We start from the raw sequence: 16,744 nt of genomic DNA, 5'->3' as shown, positions 1-16,744 counted from the left end.
GCTCAAACTTGACGGGGAATTTCATGTATCTCATAAGCGGGCGCCCGGTCCATACGCGGCCAGGGGCGCGACGGCGCTGAAGGCCGGCAATCGGGAAACCCGCGTGGCAGACAGAAGTGCACAGTTTCCGCATCTTGCGGAGTATGACCGGCTGGTACGCCGACGCATTGCCATCATGGCCGTGCTCGCGATCGGGGCGGTGCTCGCGTTTCTCGCCGACATTGCGATTGGCCCTTCGAGCCTGACGGCCATGGAAGCCGTGCGCGGCGTTCTCTTTCCTTCCGAACTCTCCGGCCCCAGGCAGATCATCGTTTGGGATGTGCGCCTGCCGCAGGCGGTGATGGCATTGCTTGTCGGCGCGGCCCTCTCGCTTGCCGGCGCCGAGATGCAGACCATCCTCAACAACCCGCTTGCCAGCCCCTTTACGCTGGGCGTTTCCTCGGCGGCCTCGCTGGGTGCGGCGCTCGCCATCGTTCTCGGGATCGGCTGGCCGGGCATCGACATCACCTGGCTGATCTCGGCCAATGCCTTCATCTTCGCCTTCGGCTCGGTGCTCCTCCTGCAGGCATTGTCGCGGCTGCGCGGCACCAGCCCCGAAACACTGGTCCTGTTCGGCATCGCGATGGTGTTCACCTTCAACGCGCTGGTTGCCGTCATCCAGTTCATCGCCTCGCAGGAAGCGCTGCAGCAGCTTGTTTTCTGGAGCATGGGCAGCCTGTCGCGGGCCTCATGGGACAAGATCGCGATCCTTGCGCCGATCATCGTCCTCGTCGGCCCGTTCTCGCTAAGCGCCTCCTGGCCGATGACGGCGCTACGCCTCGGCGAGGACCGCGCCCGCAGCTTCGGCATCAACGTGCCGCGCCTGCGCTTCATGGCGCTGCTGCGCGTTGCCATCTTCGCCGGCGTCTCTGTCGCCTTCGTCGGCACCATCGGCTTCATCGGCCTCGTTGGTCCGCACATCGCCCGCCTGCTCGTCGGCGAGGACCATCGCTTCTTCCTGCCGACGGCAATGCTCTCTGGCGCGCTCGTCATGTCACTGTCGTCGGTGGTCGCCAAGTCCATCGTGCCGGGCGCGATTCTGCCCGTCGGCATCGTCACCGCGCTGATCGGCGTGCCCTTCTTCGTTGCGCTCATCTTCTTCCGGAGGGAGCGCACGTGACCCAGACGACGCAGCTTCTCAAGGTCTCAAACCTCTCCGTTGGCTATGCCAAACGGAAGGTGATCGACAACCTCACGCTCGCCCCGTTCCAGCCCGGCACGCTGACCGCTCTTGTCGGCCCGAACGCGGCCGGCAAGTCGACGCTGCTGCGCGGCCTTGCCGGCCTGCAGCGCGCGACCGGCGCCATCCACCTCGGCGACCTCGATCTCCTGCGCCTGCAGCTACCTGAATATTCCAGGCATGTCGGCTACATGCCGCAGTCACTGCCGCAGCGCGTCGCGCTGACTGTCTACGAGGCAATGCTGAGCGCGCTGCGCACCTCGCACGGCAGCTCCTCCTCGGCCGATGCTCGCCAGATCGCCCTGGCGACGCTGGAACGTCTTGGCATTGCCGATCTTGCCATGCGCGGCCTCGATGAATTGTCCGGCGGCCAGCGCCAGCTTGCCAGCCTCGCGCAGGCAATCGCCCGCCGCCCCTCCGTGCTGCTCCTCGATGAGCCGACGAGCGCGCTCGACCTTGCCCACCAGCACCGCGTGATGAGCGCCGTGCAGGAGCTTGGCCGCGAGCGCGGCACCATCACCATCGTCGTCCTGCACGACATTGCTCTCGCCGCCCGCTGGTGCGAGCGCATCCTCGTCCTGTCGCCGCGCGGCCTTGCTGCCGACGCCGAGCCCAAGATCGCGATCACGCCGGACACGCTTGCCAGCGTCTATGGCGTCCAGGCCCGCGTCGAACACTGCAGCCGCGGCTTCGTACAGGTCATGGTCGACGGCATCGTCTGCGACCGCGGCATCTGAACCTGAAAGGAATGTCCATGAACAGCATCGAGCCCGCCCGCGGTGGTATGGCCAACCTGCGCGACTGGACCCTTCGCGTCGTCGCCGGCCGCGACGTCGAGCCCAACATGCGCCGGGTGACCTTCACCTGCGACGACATCACGGAGTTCAGCTACCAGCCCGGGCAGGCCATCGTCTTTTTCCTTACGCTGCCGAACGGCGAGACGGGCCGGCGCCACTACACGATCCGCTCGTTCGACCGCACCGCCGGCACCTTCGATGTCGATTTCTTCAAGCATGGCTCGTCGCCCGCAACCGATTGGGCGCGATCCGCGCAGCCCGGCGACACGGTCGTCGCTCGGGGCCCGCGCGGCAAGACGACCTTTGACCCCGCCGCCGACTGGCACCTGATGACCGGCGACGAAACCTGTATCCCGGCCTTCGCGCACATTCTCGAGGCGATGCCCGAGGACGCGCGCGCCTTCGTCTTCCTCGAGACATCCGGTCCGGAGGGCGAGATAGCCATCGAGACAAAGGCGAATGCCGAGATCCGCTGGTTGCACCGCAACGGTGCCGCTGCTGGCCCGAGCGACCTGATGTTCAACGCTGTCGAGGCATTCGAGCTGCCGGCAGGTAACGGCCGTGCGCTCATCATCGGCGAGACCAGCAATGTGCGCCGCCAGCGCCACGCGCTGATTGCCCGCGGTATGCCCCGCGAACAGGTCTCTTCCGAAGGCTATTGGCGACCGGACCGCGTCGGCGGTCACGACCACGTGGACGATTAAGCCTTACGGCTTTAGCGCAATCCAGTTGATGTCCACGAGTGGCACCGCGAGGAACTGCTCGTTGAGGAGCTTCATCGTCTCTTCCGGCTTGATATCGGAAAAGAGGTCGGGACGGATCCAGGACGCCAGCGTCTCGATCGTCAGGATGTCGAGCGGCGAGTTGAGCAGCTGGTGCGCGAGGCCGTAAGCCCGGCCTTCCCGCACCGCCTTCAGGCCTGAAATGCCCGGACGCGCCACGACGCGCTCCAGCGTCGAGCGTACGGTCGCCTCGTCATAGCCGGGTCCGATCAGCAGGCCCTGCGTGCCTTCCATGTGCGGCCCGCCCGTCGCGATGTAGACGTCGGGGTCCGATTCAATGACATATTCGAGGTTGAGAACGCCGGTAATGCCCTGGATCACGTCGGCGCCGATATTTTCGCCGCCCGCGAGCGCGATGTAGTCGCCGATATTGCCCTTGCCCGGAGAGGCGCAGCACTCTTCGGTGCGAGCGGCATGCGGCTCCAGCATCACTTTCGGGCGCGCGGCGCTGTCAGCCGCCAGCCTTTCCTTGATCATTTCGATCCGGTCGCTGCGCAGCTTGATGAAGGCCTCGGCCTGCTCCTCGCGGCCGGTCACGGCGCCGAGCAGCCGGAAGCTATTCTCCGAATTCTCGAGCGGGTGGTTGAAGAAGTCGATGATCGCGACCGGAATGCCGGCCCGCTCGATCTGGTCGATCTCGACCTCCGAAGGCTGCGACTGCAGCGAGAAGATCGCGAGATCGGGCTCTGCGGCGAGCACCTGCTCGACCGAGAAATTGCCGGCCGAGCTCGACGTCTGTTTCAGATTCTCGATCGCTGGGAACTTCTCGACATAGCGCTTGTAGGTGTCCGGGCCGATGCGGTGGATGTCCTTCGGCCATGCAGACAGGACGCTCACCGGATCAGGATGGATCAGCGACAGCGCGATCAGGTAGCGGCCGTCATCGATCAGGATGCGTTTGGCAGGCTCTTCAAGCCGCACCTCGCGACCAGCAACATCGTTGACAGCAATCTCCGCGAAGGCCGGGGCCGCAAAAAGCCCCGCGATCATCAGCGCAACGGCACCGATGCTGCGACTGAGGGAGAAGATGGACATCACTTTCATTCCTTATGTGCGCGCCGGGATCATGCGCCGGATCAGTCCGTCGCGGCGGATGAACTGGTGCCAGACCGCTGCCGCAACATGCAGCACGATGATCGCCGCGATCACGTTGACCAGCGCCATGTGCAGCCCGTGCGGCCAGCGGCCAAGGCTCTTCCCGAAGGCGGTGATGGTGAGCAGCCCGAGCGCCGGCTGGATGAGGATCGCCAGGTAGAGGAGGCCGTGCACGACCTTCGACGCAATCACCGTCGCCCGCGACATGCTGCGCGGCAACGGCGGCGCAACGTGCGTGAAGCGCCAGACGACACGGATTAGCGCAAGACCCAGCACGATCGTGCCGACGATGATGTGAATCCGGAACAGCACCGTGCGCGGGTCGCTGCCGCGCTCGAAATTGCCCCATACCCAGCCGGTGGTGAACTGGATGAGGACTGCAAGGGCCACCAGCCAGTGCAGCCAGATTGACACCCTGTCGTAGCTATCTGTCTTCATGGGCGACCCGAACCTGCGATCTAATCTCAGCAGTGACCTACCCCAACATGCTCGACATTGCGAGATTGTAAGTTGACTTTTTGAGTCTCGTTTATATTGCTCGCGCCAGTAGCGCATGGCGCGCTGTGAACGGCGGGACGAACGTACCTATCCGAGGAGGAGACAGGGAACGTTCTGCGTAACGTGGTCGGTCCGGACCGGGGGATTGCTCGGACCGTCAGGAAACGCGAGGCATGATGACTTCTGACTTTGATCGCAAGGCGCGGGATGTGTTCCGTCTGCTCACACCCTCCGACAGCTTCACCGCCGCGGGCATCCGCAGCGAGCTTGAACGCGGCGATGCCACCACGCTTGGGGCGCGCGTCGCTTCCTTCTTCGCCTCGACGCGGGACGGCGCCGACCGCCTCGTCGGCGCCATGCCGTTCGACCGCGCCCGCCACGACTATCTCTACCAGCCCGAGACGATTGCGCATGGCGCCACCCTTCCGCCCCGCGCGGCCCGCGCCGGCGACGTCTGCTCACAGCAGTGGGCCGTCTCGGCCGAGCCTCCGGCTGAAAATTATGGCCGTGCCGTCAGCCGCGCGCTGGAGATGATGGAGACCTCGAAGGCCTTGGCCGAGCCGCTGCGCAAGGTCGTGCTTTCGCGCAGCCTTGCCGTCCGCGCCCCACAGCCCGTCGACCTCGACGCGCTGATGCAGCACCTCGCGCACGACCGCTCGATCAACGCCTTCCAAACGCCGCTGCCGGGCGGTTCCGCCGCGCTGGTCGGTGCCACGCCGGAACTGCTCGTCTCACGCAAGGGCCGCCAGGTCGTCTCGCATCCGCTCGCAGGATCCGCTCGTCGCTATGCCGATCCGGTACGCGACCGCGAGTCGGCGAAGTGGCTGGAACATTCCGACAAGAACCGCCGCGAGCACCGTGAGGTGATCGAGGCGATCACCGACCTGCTCTCGCCCTACTGTACCGACATCGCGATCCCGGACGGCACGACGCTGCGCACCACCGCCACGATGTGGCACCTCGGCACCCGCATCACTGCGACCCTCAAGGACGAGGACATCAGCGCGGCCGAGCTCGCCGCCGTGCTGCACCCGACCCCGGCCGTCTGCGGCATGCCGCGCCTTGCCTCGGCGAAGGCAATCACCGAACTCGAGGAGTACGATCGCGGCTTCTATGCCGGTGCCGTCGGCTGGGTCGATCGCAAGGGCGACGGCGAATGGTACGTCGCGCTGCGCTGCGCCGAGGTGGACGGCTGCAACGTGCGCCTGTATTCGGGTGCCGGCATCGTTCCCGGCTCCGAGCCGGAAGCGGAGATTGACGAGACTTCCGCCAAGTTCCTCGCCATGCTGACGGCGCTGGGCATCGACGAGAGCGGACGTCCGCTGAGGGAGATCGCAGCATGATTCCGCTGCAGCAGATTTGGCCTGAGGAATTCGCGCAGCGCTATCGCGAGCGCGGCTACTGGCGGGGCGAAACCTTTCCCGGGTTCCTGCGCGAGCGCGCTCAGCAGTTCCCGGACCGCGTCGCCGTCACCGGTGGCGACGGCACCAGCTGGACCTATGGGGAGCTGTTCGCGCGCGCGGAAGTGAACGCCGCCGGCTTCCTTGCCCTCGGCCTCAAGCCCGGCGACCGCGTCGTCGTCCAGCTCGGCAACATTCCAGAATTCCTTTCGGTCGTCTGCGGCCTGTTCGTTGCCGGCCTCATCCCAGTCTACGCCCTGCCGGCGCATCGCCTGACCGAGATCGTCCACTTCGCGCAAAAGGCGGAAGCCGCCGCCTATGTAATTGCGGAGCGTTATGACGGCTTCGACTACCGCTCGCTCGCCCGCGAGGTGATCGCCGCCGCACCGACGGTGAAGCACGTTGTCGTGGTCGGCGATGCCGAGGAGTTCATCCCGCTCGACAGCTTCAAGGCAAACCGTTCGCTGCTCCCGGCCGACCCGTCGCCGTCGTCGGTGGCGTTCCTGCAGATATCCGGCGGCAGCACGGGCCTTTCCAAGCTCATCCCGCGCACCCACGACGACTACATCTATTCGTTCCGCGCCAGCGCCGAGATCTGCGGCCTTGACGAGAACAGCGTCTATATGGCGGCGCTGCCCGTCGCGCACAATTTCCCGATGTCGTCGCCCGGCGTGTTCGGCGCGCTCTATGCCGGCTCGCGCGTCGTCATGTGCCCGTCGCCGAGCCCGGAGACGGCATTTGCACTGATCGAGCGCGAGAAGGTGACGATCACCGGCCTCGTCCCGCCGCTGGCGCTCCTATGGATGCAGGCGGCGCCGAAGACGAGCTACGACCTCTCCAGCCTGCAGGTGCTGCAGGTCGGCGGCGCGAAGTTCATGCCGGAGGCGGCGCGCCGCGTACGCGACACGCTCGGCTGCAAGCTGCAGCAGGTGTTCGGCATGGCCGAGGGCCTCGTCAACTACACCCGCCTCGACGACCCATACGAGATCATCGTGGAGACGCAGGGCCGTCCGATCAGCTCGGATGACGAAGTGCTGATCGTCGACGATCAGGGCAATCCGGTGCCGGAGGGCGAGCCGGGCAACCTGCTCACGCGCGGGCCCTATACGATCCGCGCCTACCACAACGATCCCGGCGCCAACGCCCGCTCGTTCACCGAAGACGGCTACTACCGCACCGGCGACGTGGTGAAGCGCACGCCCGAAGGCTACCTGATCGTCCAGGGCCGCGCGACCGACCACATCAACCGCGCCGGCGAGAAGATCTCGGCGGAGGAGATCGAGGATCATCTGCTCGCCCACCCGAACGTGTTTGATGCGGCGGTGGTGTCGCTGCCCGATCCGTTCCTTGGCGAGAAGAGCTGCGCCTTCGTGATCCCGCAGGGCGAACTGCCCAAGGCGTCGGAGCTGAAGGCCTTCATGCGCGCCCGCAAGGTCGCCGACTTCAAGGTGCCGGACCAGATCGTATTCGTCTCGGAATTTCAGACGACGGCCGTGGGCAAGATCAGCCGCAAGGAGCTGCGCGCCAAGCTGCGCGCCGATTTCCTCGAAAAGAAGCAGGGCTGAGACATGGCCGGACTGCCCAAGATCGCCAGCTATGAGCTGCCGCGCGCGGATGAAATTCCGGCCGCACGCGCGCCGTGGAAGGTGGAGACGGAGCGCGCCGCGCTCCTGATCCACGATATGCAGAACTACTTCGTCGGCGCGTTCGAGCGCGGCTCTTCCCCCATCGCGCCGGCAGCGGCGAACATTGCCCGCCTTGCCACGCACTGCCGCTCGAAGGGCATTCCGGTGTTCTACACCGCCCAGAACGGCAACCAGGACCGCCGCGACCGCGGCCTGCAGGCAGACCTCTGGGGCCCTGGCATGTCGGACAAGCCGGAGCACCAGTCGATCATTGACGAGCTAAAGCCGGAGCCGACCGACTTCGTGCTGGTCAAGCACCGCTACAGCGCCTTCCAGCGCTCGAACCTCGAGACGCTGATGCGCGCGCGCAAGCGCGACCAGCTGATCGTCACCGGCATCTATGCCCATATCGGCTGCATGATGACGGCGGCAGAGGCGTTCCAGCTCGACATCGAGCCCTTCTTTGCCGCCGACGCCCTGGCGGATTTTTCGCGCGAGAAGCATGACCTTGCTCTCGACTGGGTTGCCGGCCGTTGCGGCGTCCCGATGACAACGGCGCAGCTGATCGCCGCGCTCGACTGATAGGAGCCTTCCATGGCAGTGACGCTCGAAAAGATGCGTGCAGATATCGCCGAGATGATCGGCGAGGAACCCGAAGCGATCGGCATCGACGACAATCTGATGGATCTCGGCCTCGATTCGATGCGGCTGATGAACCTGATCCTGATGTGGCAGGAAGCGGGCGTTGATCTCGAGTTCGGCGAATTCGCCGAACACTTCACGCTGGGCGCCTGGTGGGACGCGGTGCAGAAGCGCCAGGCTTCGAAATAACTCACCTTCGCGGAACCGCGCCGGCGGTCCCGCACTCCGACTTGCGCAAGAACATCTCCGGAGCACTCCGCGATCGCGAACTGGCTGCTCCGGACGGCCGCACCCGGCGGCCCGCCATCCAGGGCACTGATATGACGCGGTTTCCTCTGACAGAAGCACAGTCCGGCCTCTGGTACTTCCAGAAGATGGAGCCGGAAAATCCGATCCTCAACACCGGCCAGTTTCTGGAGATCGTCGGCCCGCTCGACGTCGACGTCTTCCGCGCGGCCTTCGACCGTATGGTCGAGGAGACCGAGGCGCTGACGCTGCGCTTTGCTGAAGAGGCAGGCGGCCCGGTCCAGTATCTCGACCCGGCCATGCGCCCGACCCTCGGCTACGCCGACCTGCGCAGCGAGGCAACTCCGGAAGCCGCTGCGATTGCCGCGATGCGCCGCGACACCGACACGCCACTCGACCTGACGCGGGATCCGGTTGCCGCCTTCACCCTGTTTCGGCTGAGCGACGAGCGCTACTTCTGGTACGAGCGCGTTCATCACCTTGCCATCGACGGCTATGGCTGGGTGCTGATCACCAACCGCGTCGCCGAACTCTATTCGGCCGCGATTAACGGCACCAATCCGGCGCCGGCCTTCCCGCCCTTTGAGCAGGCGGTCAGCGAGAACGCCGAGTATCTTTCCTCCGAGCGCCGCGCGGCCGACCGTGCCTACTGGCACGACTACCTGGCCAACCTGCCGGAGCCTGGCTCGATGTCGGCAGGCCGCCCGGTCTCCGGTCACTCTTTCCGCCGCCATTCCCGCTTCCTGCGCGGGCCGATCCTCGACAAGCTGCGCGCAGTGGCGCAGACCGCCAAGGTCACCTGGCCGGACGTGCTCACCGCGCTCGTATCCGCCTACTGCCAGCGTTTTACCGGCACCAGCGAGGTGGTGGTCGGCGTGCCGCACATGGGCCGCCTCGGCAGCAAGGCCGCCCGCGTGCCCTGCACGCTTATGAACGTGCTGCCGCTGCGCGTGAAGATCGATGACAGGCAGCCAATGCCGGAATTCCTAGGAGCGGTTGCCAAGGACCTCATCAAGGCCCGCCGCCACGGCCGCTACCGCTCCGAGCAGATGCGCCGCGACTTCGGCCTCATCGGCGGCGCGCGCCGCCTGTTCGGCGCCATGGTCAACGTCCAGCCTTTCGACGTTGCGCCCAAGATGGCCGGCCTCGATGTCACCCTACACATTCTTGGTGCCGGTGCTGTCGACGACATCACCTTCACCTTCCGCGGCGACGCCAACCACGAGTTGCTGTTCGAAACCGACACCAATCCGAACCTCTATTCGGAAGAGGCGACCCGCGCCCATGGCGAGCGGCTGGAAGAGTTTCTTCTGCATGCGCTGGATGCGGCGACACTGTCTGAAGTCGCCACCGCTTCCGCTGCAGAGGCGCAGCGCTTCCTGTTCGACCTCAACACCACCGAACACCCGGTGCGCGACGTCACCCTGACGCAGCTTATCGTGGAGGGCATGCGGTGGGCGCCCGACGCGCCGGCCCTGCGCTTCGAGGGCGAGACGATGAGCTACCGCGAACTCGATGCTCGCACCGCAGCGCTTGCCGAAAAACTCAAGGAAATGGGTGCGGGGACAGACAAGATCGTCGCCGTGGCCCTCCCCCGCTCGTTCGAGCTGGTCATCGCGCTGGTGGCGACGCTGCGCGCGGGCGCGGCCTACCTTCCGCTCGACACAGAGCATCCGCGCGACCGCATCGCCCGCATCATGCAGTCGGCAAAGCCGATCTGTGTGCTTGCCACCGCGGAAACGTCTGAACTCTTCGAGGGCGACCCCGTACTGCTCACGTGCGACTGGCCGAAGATCCCCTCCGGTGCAGACCTTGCCATGCCCGCTCCCGGCGACATGGCCTATGTCATCTACACTTCCGGCTCGACCGGCGAGCCGAAGGGCGTGGTCATCGAACACCGCGCCATCGTCAATCGGCTGGAGTGGATGCGCACCCACTACGGCTTTGGATCGCACGACCGCATCCTGCAGAAGACGCCGGCAACTTTCGACGTATCGGTGTGGGAGTTCTTCCTGCCGCTGATGTGCGGCGCAGCGCTCGTCGTCGCCGCGCCCGGCGCTCACCGCGACCCGGCGGCGATCGCAAAGCTCATCCGCGACGAGGCGATCACGACGCTGCACTTCGTCCCGTCAATGCTGTCCGCCTTCCTCGCCTGGCCGGGCGTTGCCGGGCTCAAGGTGGCGCGAGTGTTCTGCTCCGGCGAGGAATTAACTGCCGACCATCGCGACCGCTTCCACAAGGCGATCGACGGCGAGCTGCATAATCTCTACGGGCCGACCGAGGCAGCCGTCGACGTCAGCTACTGGCCGGCCTCGAAGGACGACCGCTCGATGCCGGTGCCGATCGGCTTGCCTGTCTGGAACACGCGCCTCTACGTGCTCGACGCCAACATGAAGCCGGTCCCGGCCGATGTGGTCGGCGATCTCTGGCTCGGCGGCGTGCAGCTCGCGCGCGGCTACCTCGGCCGCCCGGATCTCACCGAAGACCGCTTCCTCCCCGACCCGTTCCGCCCCGGCGAGCGCATCTACCGCACCGGCGACGTCGCCCGCTTCCGCCAGGACGGTGCCGTCGTCTTCCTCGGCCGCTCCGACCATCAGGTGAAGATCCGCGGCCTGCGCATCGAGCTCGGCGAAATCGAAGCGGCGATCATGTCCTCTGGCCTTGCCCGCCAGACGGGCGTCATCGCCCGCGAGGATCGCCCGGGCGACAAGCGCATAGTCGCCTACATTGTGCCCACCGAGACCTACTCGGAAGACGCGATGCAGCGCCACCTCGCCGCGACCGTACCGGATTACATGATCCCGGCCGCCTTCGTGACGCTCGACGAACTTCCCGTCACTTCAAACGGCAAGCTCAATCGCGCGGCCCTGCCCGCCCCGAGCTTCGCCGACACCGGCGTGCGTCAGGCCACTGGCCCGACCGAGACGCTGCTGGCAAGGCTGTTCGCGGAAGTGCTCGGCCTGCCGGAGCCAGCCAGCGCCGATGCCGACTTCTTCGCGCTGGGCGGCGACTCGCTGCTTGCGGTGAACCTGACGCTGCGCATCCAGGAAGCCTTTGGCCGCGACCCGGGCCTCGGGGCAATCTTCGAGCATCCTACGCTGTCGTCGCTCGCCGCTCTGCTCGACGCCGACGCGCAGTCGGACGACGGCCTCGGCAACCTGATCCGCCTCTCGAACGAGACCCCGGACAAGACACCGCTGTTCGTCATCCATCCGGCTGGCGGCATATCCTGGTGCTATCGCGGCCTTGCCCGCGCGATCGGCCGCCCGGTCTACGGCCTGCAGTCGCCTGCGCTGGACCCGGCAAAATCACTTCCCGAAAGTCTAGATGCGCTTGCAGCCTCTTATGTGGAGGCGATCCGCGCGGTTCAGGCTGAAGGTCCTTACAACTTGCTCGGCTGGTCGGTGGGTGGCATTATCGCCCATGCAATGGCGACGAAGCTGCGCGAAGCTGGCGACAAAGTCGACCTGCTTGCCCTCCTCGACGCCTATCCGGCCGAGTGCTGGCGCGCCGAGCCAGAGCCCGACGAGAAGGCTGCGCTGCGCGCCCTGCTCGCCATCGCCGGTTACGACCCGGAAGGCTACCCGGAACTCGAGACGCGCGAGGACATCCTTACCTTCCTGCGCGAAGGCGACAGCCCAATTGGCAACCTACCGGCAGCCGCCCTCGACGGCGTCGTCCGCTCAGTGCTCGACACCAACCGCCTCGTGCGCGGCCATTATCACGGCCGCTTCGACGGCGTGCTCACCCACATCCGCGCCGGCAACGATCATCAGGGCACCAATCTCGTCTCTGAATTGTGGAACGAACACGCGGCAGCGCTTCGCGTGATCGAGGTGCCGTTCAAGCACTCGCAACTCACTTCGCCAGAAGCGACGGCGATGATCGTCCCGGCGCTGAAGAACCTGCTCGAAACGGAGAGACGCTGATGAAACCATCGGGAATTGCGGGAAAGCTCGCCTTCGTCACCGGCGCTTCCGGCGGCATCGGGCGCGCTGTGGTCCGGCAGCTGCTTGAGGAAGGCGCCCGCGTCGTCGCGACAGACCTCGACATCTCTGCCATCGCCGATCTCGGCTGCGAGACCCGCGCGCTCGACGTGCGCGACAGTGCCGCGGTCGATACCGTGATTGCCGAGGTCGAGAGCACGCTCGGGCCGGTCGACTACGGCGTAAACGTCGCCGGCATTCTGTCCACCACCCTTGTCACCGAGACCGACGACGCCACCTGGCGCAACGTTTTTGCCGTCAACACCGACGGCGTCTTCCACGTCTGCCGCGCACTCGCCCGCGTCATGCAGCCGCGCAAGAGGGGCGCGATGGTCACCGTCTCGTCCAATGCTGCGGGCATCCCGCGCCATGCCATGGCCGCCTATGCGGCCTCAAAGGCAGCCGCGACGATGTTCACCCGCTGCCTCGGCATCGAACTCGCGCCGCACGGCATCCGCTGCAACATCGTCGCGCCGGGCTCGACGCTGACGCCGATGCAGACCGGCATGTGGGCTGACGAAAACGGCGCGGCGAAGGTGATCGCCGGCTCGCTGGAGACCTTCAAGGCGGGCATTCCGCTCGGCAAGCTGGCAACGCCCGACGACATCGCCGACGCGGTCCTGTTCCTTTTGTCGGACCGGGCCAGCCACATCACCATGGCCGACATCTATGTCGACGGCGGCGCAACCATGCGCGCCTGACGGCGGAAATTTAATTTGAGCTTTTAGCTCATATTTCGTAGCAATTCGTGACGTCGCGCTTTGGAACGCCCCTGAGCGCGCACCGATTCAACAGCTCGGGAACTTGCCCATGAAACACTTCGCAACGCATCGCTCGCTGAACGGCTTCCGGATCGCGGCCCGCGCGGCCATCCTCGCTGGCACCATCGCCGCCGGCATGAGCGCGGCGCTGGCGCAGGTTGCCTTCGATGCCCCGGACACCGCCTATGCTGGGCAGGTGCGCGCTCAGGCGGCTCGTCCTGGTGCGCCGATCCTGCCGGGGAGCAAGGTGAAGATCGTTGGCGACAAGTTCAAGCCGGGCCAGGAAATCACCCTGTCGCGCGGCATCGTCCCGCTGGTCGATCCGCTCAAGGCTGACGGCGAGGGCAAGTTCGAGGCGACGTTTGATCTGCCGGCCGACGCCGCCGTCGGCACTCACCCGCTGGTCCTGTCGAGCCAGGCTCCTTACAACGCCGCGATCGTTGAACTGAAGGTCTCGCCGGACATCGCGATTTCGGGCACCGAAAAGTTCGACAGCCAGAGCGCTAAGCTGGTCCCGGGCCTGTACCAGACCGCCTACAGCGCCAGGAACGACGTCCTGTTCGTCACTTCCGCCGTCGGCCGTCCGCCGGTCAAGGAATCGGCGCTCCTGAAGGTCGACCCGAACACGCTTGAGATCGTCGCCAGGGCGACGCCGGGAGAGGCCCCGACCCAAGGCGAGCGAGGGGGTGGCGTCTATGCAGTCTACGGCGTGGCCGTCGATGACGAGAACGGCAATGTCTGGGTCGGCAACACCCGCCAGGACACCGTCGCCGTCTACAAGCAGGACGATCTTTCGCTCGTAAAGCAGTTCGAGCCGGGCGCAACGCCCCATTCGCGTGACATCGTCGTCGCCGGCGGCAAGGCGTTCGTCTCGACCATCGGCACGCCGGTTGTCATCGTCTTCGACGCCAAGACCCTTGAACCAGCCGACCCGATCAAGATCAGGTCCGGCAAGCGCGGCGAGGAGTTCTCGCCCGCAAGCCTCGAATATGACGCGAAGAACAACAAGCTTTTCGCCGTCAGCCTTTCTACCGCTGAAATTGCGATCATCGACGTTGCTGCAGGCAAGGTCGAGAAGGTCATCCCGGTCGCGGGCGCGAAGGGCACGATCGGCATTGCCTATGACGCGGAGACCAACCGCATCTTCGTTGCCGGCCAGGGCAGCGACAGCGTCGCGATCGTTGACGCCGCTTCGGGCGAAACAATCAAGAACGTTCTCGTCGGCGCTGGTTCGCTCAACGTCGCCTTCGAGCCGGTGAAGCGCCTCGCCTACGTCGCCAACCGCGGTGCCGGCACCGTCACCGTGCTCGACACCGACGGCAACATTGTCGCCAACCTCGAGAACGGCCCGATGCCAAACCACCTGCACGAGGACGGCAAGGGCAACGTGTTCGTGGTCAACAAGGGGCGCGGCGAGGACGAGGCCAGCGACCGCATCGTGCGCCTGACCCTCAAGGACTGAACGCCAATCGGCGGGGAAACATAGCCCGACCGGCGCCGTCAGCAACTCCTAAACAGACCATCTTCTCACGGATACGCGGGGCGCCTCGGCGCCCCATTTGCTTTTCCGGGCATGGCCACTCGCGTGAGGAAAGCCCCCCCCCCCCCCCCGCTGGTTTCCGTCGCCCAGCATCCGGAAACGCCCGCACCCAGCAGCCCCCTCCACCGCCTTCGGCGGTTCCCCTCCCCCATAAATGGGGGAGGATCCGAGGCCGCAGCCCTCAGAAACGTTGAGCCCAATCACGAACGCAAGCCCACTCAGAGATGCTGCGCTTCTTCATCGACCATTTCGATTGTTCTCAGCGCATCCACCGGCACGCCGCAGGATCCTCCCCTACGAAGTGGGGGAGGGGGACCATGCGAAGCATGGTGGAGGGGGCGTGACGGAACTCAGCCTACAACAGGAAGCCCAATACCTTTGAACCCAAGTGGAGCGTTCCGGTTAGCGTGGCTGTGTTGATGACAACTCGCCGGAACCACTTCCGCCTTCTCTTAATCCCCTAACCCCCTAAGCCCCCGTCCCCTTGGCCCCCTACCCACCTACTCCCATTGCTCCGCCTTTCGCGTTCCGCGAAAACTCTGCGCCTGAAATTCCCCGTTCCGCAGGGGAGTGTTCCTGAATAAGTTCCCCCTCGAGGACGGCCCAGGCGGGCCAGACGGGAGGGAGACATTCATGAACGATACGCCAGTCGTGCGGGAGATCCGCCAGAACGAGGACCGTTTCCTTTCCTCGGACATCTTTGAGTCGCACCGCTACATCTTCCCGCGCCGCAATGGTGAAGGCACGGTCGCCGAGCCCGCCCGGGAAGTGCCGGTCTACCACAAGTGCGACGTGCTCGTCGTCGGCGGCGGTCCGGCCGGCACGGCGGCAGCTCTGGCGGCTGCCCGAACCGGTGCCGACGTCGTCGTCATGGAACGCTACAATCACCTCGGCGGCCTTTCGACCGGCGGCGTCGTCATCTGGATCGACCGGATGACCGACTGGCAAGGCAACCTCGTCATCCGCGGCTTTGCCGAGGAGGTGCTCGACCGCCTGCCGCCTGAGGGCAAGGCCGGCCCCGACCGTTCGCTGTGGGGCGTGAAGGATGAAGCTCTGGCAAAATACTGGCGCCTGCGCACCTCCGCCTTCCATGGCATCGTCACCTGGGCGCCGACCATCGACCCCGAGCGGCTGAAGCTCACCTCGCAGGAACTGTTGATCGAGGCCGGCTGCCGCATTGTCTTCCACTCTTGGGCGGCAGTGCCGATCGTCGAGGAAGGCGCGGTCAAGGGCGTCATCTTCGAGAGCAAGGAAGGCCGGCAGGCGCTTATGGCGAAGGTTGTGGTCGACTGCACCGGCGACGGCGACATCTTCGCCCGCGCCGGCGCCGGCTTCGACACCGACATCGAAGAAGGCGACGTGCACCACTCGATGAACACCGGCTTCATGCTGGGCGGCGTCGACATGGAGACCTGGCTGAAATTCCGCGGCGAGCAGGAGGAGGCATTCGCCGAGTTCAACCGCATGGGTCGCGAGGCGCTCGGCTTCTTCCAGACGCCGTACGTCTCCTGGCGCAACGACATCGCCCTGTTCCTCGGGCCGCGCCAGTCGGGGCTGTCGGCGCTCAACGTCGACGACATCACCGAGGTCGAGATCCGCTCGCACCGCTTCATGCAGTCGCACTGCGAGTTCTTCCGCAAGAACGCGCCTGGCTTCCAGAACGCCTACATGCTGCTCAGCGCGCCGCAGCTCGGCGTGCGCCACACCCGCCGGCTTGCCGGTGCCGGCCGCATCGAGCGTGGCCAGTGGAGTTCGGGCGTCGCGCTTCCCGACGAGGTCGGCGTCAGCCCGTCCGTCTCGCCAAAGTTCCCGGTGATCTCGGTGCCCTATGGCGCACTCGTACCCGCCCGCCTCGACGGCCTGCTTGCTGCCGGCCGGCACGTTTCCTGCGACGCCAACAGCCATGGCTTCATGCGCGAGATTCCGCAGTGCTGGCTGACGGGACATGCGGCGGGCGTCGCGGCAGGCATTGCGGCCAATCGCGGCGTTCAGCCCCGCAACGTCGACATCACGGAACTCCAGGCCACCTTGCGCAAGCAGGGCGCCTTCGTCCGCGAAGCAGGTACCGTCGCAGCAGCCTGATCGCACGCGGGGTCAAAGCAGGAGGAGCGCCGGTCACCCGACGCTCCTCCCGATCCATACTCGCCTAGCGC

At 65.9% G+C, this 16,744-nt stretch carries 13 protein-coding genes; 11 read left to right on the top strand and 2 right to left on the bottom strand.

Annotated features, from left to right (window positions below):
• The first annotated feature begins 103 nt into the window (after positions 1–103).
• Genes L630_RS0105480 through L630_RS0105470 form a run of 3 tightly spaced genes read left to right on the top strand, consistent with a single transcriptional unit; the run spans position 104 to position 2,720 of the window.
• Positions 104–1,159 carry an iron ABC transporter permease gene (locus tag L630_RS0105480; protein WP_024847273.1) on the top strand — a complete coding sequence of 352 codons (1,056 nt, stop codon included), beginning with the start codon at positions 104–106 and terminating at the stop codon, positions 1,157–1,159.
• On the top strand, positions 1,156–1,956 hold the full coding sequence (locus L630_RS0105475) for an ABC transporter ATP-binding protein (protein ID WP_024847272.1): 801 nt from the start codon (positions 1,156–1,158) through the stop codon (positions 1,954–1,956). The genes L630_RS0105480 and L630_RS0105475 overlap by 4 nt, the downstream gene beginning before the upstream one ends.
• Positions 1,957–1,973: 17 nt before the next feature.
• Positions 1,974–2,720 (top strand): siderophore-interacting protein, encoded by a 747-nt coding sequence (locus L630_RS0105470; RefSeq protein WP_024847271.1) that lies wholly within the window; start codon positions 1,974–1,976, stop codon positions 2,718–2,720.
• 3 nt (positions 2,721–2,723) lie between these two features.
• On the opposite strand, the gene L630_RS0105465 is transcribed toward L630_RS0105470, so the two are convergent.
• Positions 2,724–3,833, bottom strand: a complete 1,110-nt coding sequence (locus tag L630_RS0105465; protein ID WP_034329453.1) for an ABC transporter substrate-binding protein — start codon at positions 3,831–3,833, stop codon at positions 2,724–2,726.
• Positions 3,834–3,845: 12 nt separating this feature from the next.
• Positions 3,846–4,331 carry a cytochrome b gene (locus L630_RS0105460; protein WP_024847269.1) on the bottom strand — a complete coding sequence of 162 codons (486 nt, stop codon included), beginning with the start codon at positions 4,329–4,331 and terminating at the stop codon, positions 3,846–3,848.
• A 233-nt stretch (positions 4,332–4,564) separates the two neighbouring features.
• On the opposite strand from L630_RS0105460, the gene L630_RS0105455 reads away from it, so the two are divergent.
• The 8 genes from L630_RS0105455 to L630_RS0105420 all read left to right on the top strand — a co-directional run bounded on the left by L630_RS0105455 (position 4,565) and on the right by L630_RS0105420 (position 16,673).
• Positions 4,565–5,734 carry an isochorismate synthase gene (locus L630_RS0105455; protein ID WP_024847268.1) on the top strand — a complete coding sequence of 390 codons (1,170 nt, stop codon included), beginning with the start codon at positions 4,565–4,567 and terminating at the stop codon, positions 5,732–5,734.
• Entirely contained in the window at positions 5,731–7,356 is a 1,626-nt protein-coding gene (locus tag L630_RS0105450) for a (2,3-dihydroxybenzoyl)adenylate synthase (RefSeq protein ID WP_024847267.1), read from the top strand. The genes L630_RS0105455 and L630_RS0105450 overlap by 4 nt, the downstream gene beginning before the upstream one ends.
• A gap of 3 nt (positions 7,357–7,359) precedes the next feature.
• Positions 7,360–7,998: an isochorismatase family protein gene (locus L630_RS0105445; RefSeq protein WP_024847266.1), complete on the top strand. Its 639-nt coding sequence runs from the start codon at positions 7,360–7,362 to the stop codon at positions 7,996–7,998.
• A 12-nt stretch (positions 7,999–8,010) separates the two neighbouring features.
• Positions 8,011–8,247, top strand: coding sequence for a phosphopantetheine-binding protein (locus L630_RS0105440; RefSeq protein WP_024847265.1), 237 nt, complete (start codon positions 8,011–8,013; stop codon positions 8,245–8,247).
• 131 nt (positions 8,248–8,378) lie between these two features.
• A complete protein-coding gene (locus L630_RS0105435) occupies positions 8,379–12,233 on the top strand; it encodes a non-ribosomal peptide synthetase (protein WP_034329489.1) in 3,855 nt (1,284 codons plus the stop codon).
• Positions 12,233–12,991: a 2,3-dihydro-2,3-dihydroxybenzoate dehydrogenase gene (locus tag L630_RS0105430; RefSeq protein WP_024847263.1), complete on the top strand. Its 759-nt coding sequence runs from the start codon at positions 12,233–12,235 to the stop codon at positions 12,989–12,991. The genes L630_RS0105435 and L630_RS0105430 overlap by 1 nt, the downstream gene beginning before the upstream one ends.
• 109 nt (positions 12,992–13,100) lie before the next feature.
• Positions 13,101–14,513 (top strand): YncE family protein, encoded by a 1,413-nt coding sequence (locus tag L630_RS0105425; protein ID WP_144701810.1) that lies wholly within the window; start codon positions 13,101–13,103, stop codon positions 14,511–14,513.
• A 711-nt stretch (positions 14,514–15,224) separates the two neighbouring features.
• A complete protein-coding gene (locus L630_RS0105420; protein WP_186445283.1) occupies positions 15,225–16,673 on the top strand; it encodes an FAD-dependent oxidoreductase in 1,449 nt (482 codons plus the stop codon).
• Positions 16,674–16,744: the final 71 nt, after the last annotated feature.

It is taken from the genome of Aminobacter sp. J41 (genome assembly GCF_000526635.1).
GTDB lineage: Bacteria > Pseudomonadota > Alphaproteobacteria > Rhizobiales > Rhizobiaceae > Aerobium.
This window is presented reverse-complemented; position numbering and strand designations above follow the sequence as displayed.

Excerpts from the sequence above, each read along its gene's own strand:
- L630_RS0105465 (WP_034329453.1), bottom strand. The coding sequence starts at position 3,833 with ATGTCCATCTTCTCCCTCAGTCGCAGCATCGGTGCCGTTGCGCTGATG.
- L630_RS0105425 (WP_144701810.1), top strand. The coding sequence starts at position 13,101 with ATGAAACACTTCGCAACGCATCGCTCGCTGAACGGCTTCCGGATCGCG.
- L630_RS0105455 (WP_024847268.1), top strand. The coding sequence starts at position 4,565 with ATGATGACTTCTGACTTTGATCGCAAGGCGCGGGATGTGTTCCGTCTG.
- L630_RS0105470 (WP_024847271.1), top strand. The coding sequence starts at position 1,974 with ATGAACAGCATCGAGCCCGCCCGCGGTGGTATGGCCAACCTGCGCGAC.
- L630_RS0105430 (WP_024847263.1), top strand. The coding sequence starts at position 12,233 with ATGAAACCATCGGGAATTGCGGGAAAGCTCGCCTTCGTCACCGGCGCT.
- L630_RS0105420 (WP_186445283.1), top strand. The coding sequence starts at position 15,225 with ATGAACGATACGCCAGTCGTGCGGGAGATCCGCCAGAACGAGGACCGT.
- L630_RS0105460 (WP_024847269.1), bottom strand. The coding sequence starts at position 4,331 with ATGAAGACAGATAGCTACGACAGGGTGTCAATCTGGCTGCACTGGCTG.
- L630_RS0105435 (WP_034329489.1), top strand. The coding sequence starts at position 8,379 with ATGACGCGGTTTCCTCTGACAGAAGCACAGTCCGGCCTCTGGTACTTC.
- L630_RS0105450 (WP_024847267.1), top strand. The coding sequence starts at position 5,731 with ATGATTCCGCTGCAGCAGATTTGGCCTGAGGAATTCGCGCAGCGCTAT.
- L630_RS0105440 (WP_024847265.1), top strand. The coding sequence starts at position 8,011 with ATGGCAGTGACGCTCGAAAAGATGCGTGCAGATATCGCCGAGATGATC.
- L630_RS0105445 (WP_024847266.1), top strand. The coding sequence starts at position 7,360 with ATGGCCGGACTGCCCAAGATCGCCAGCTATGAGCTGCCGCGCGCGGAT.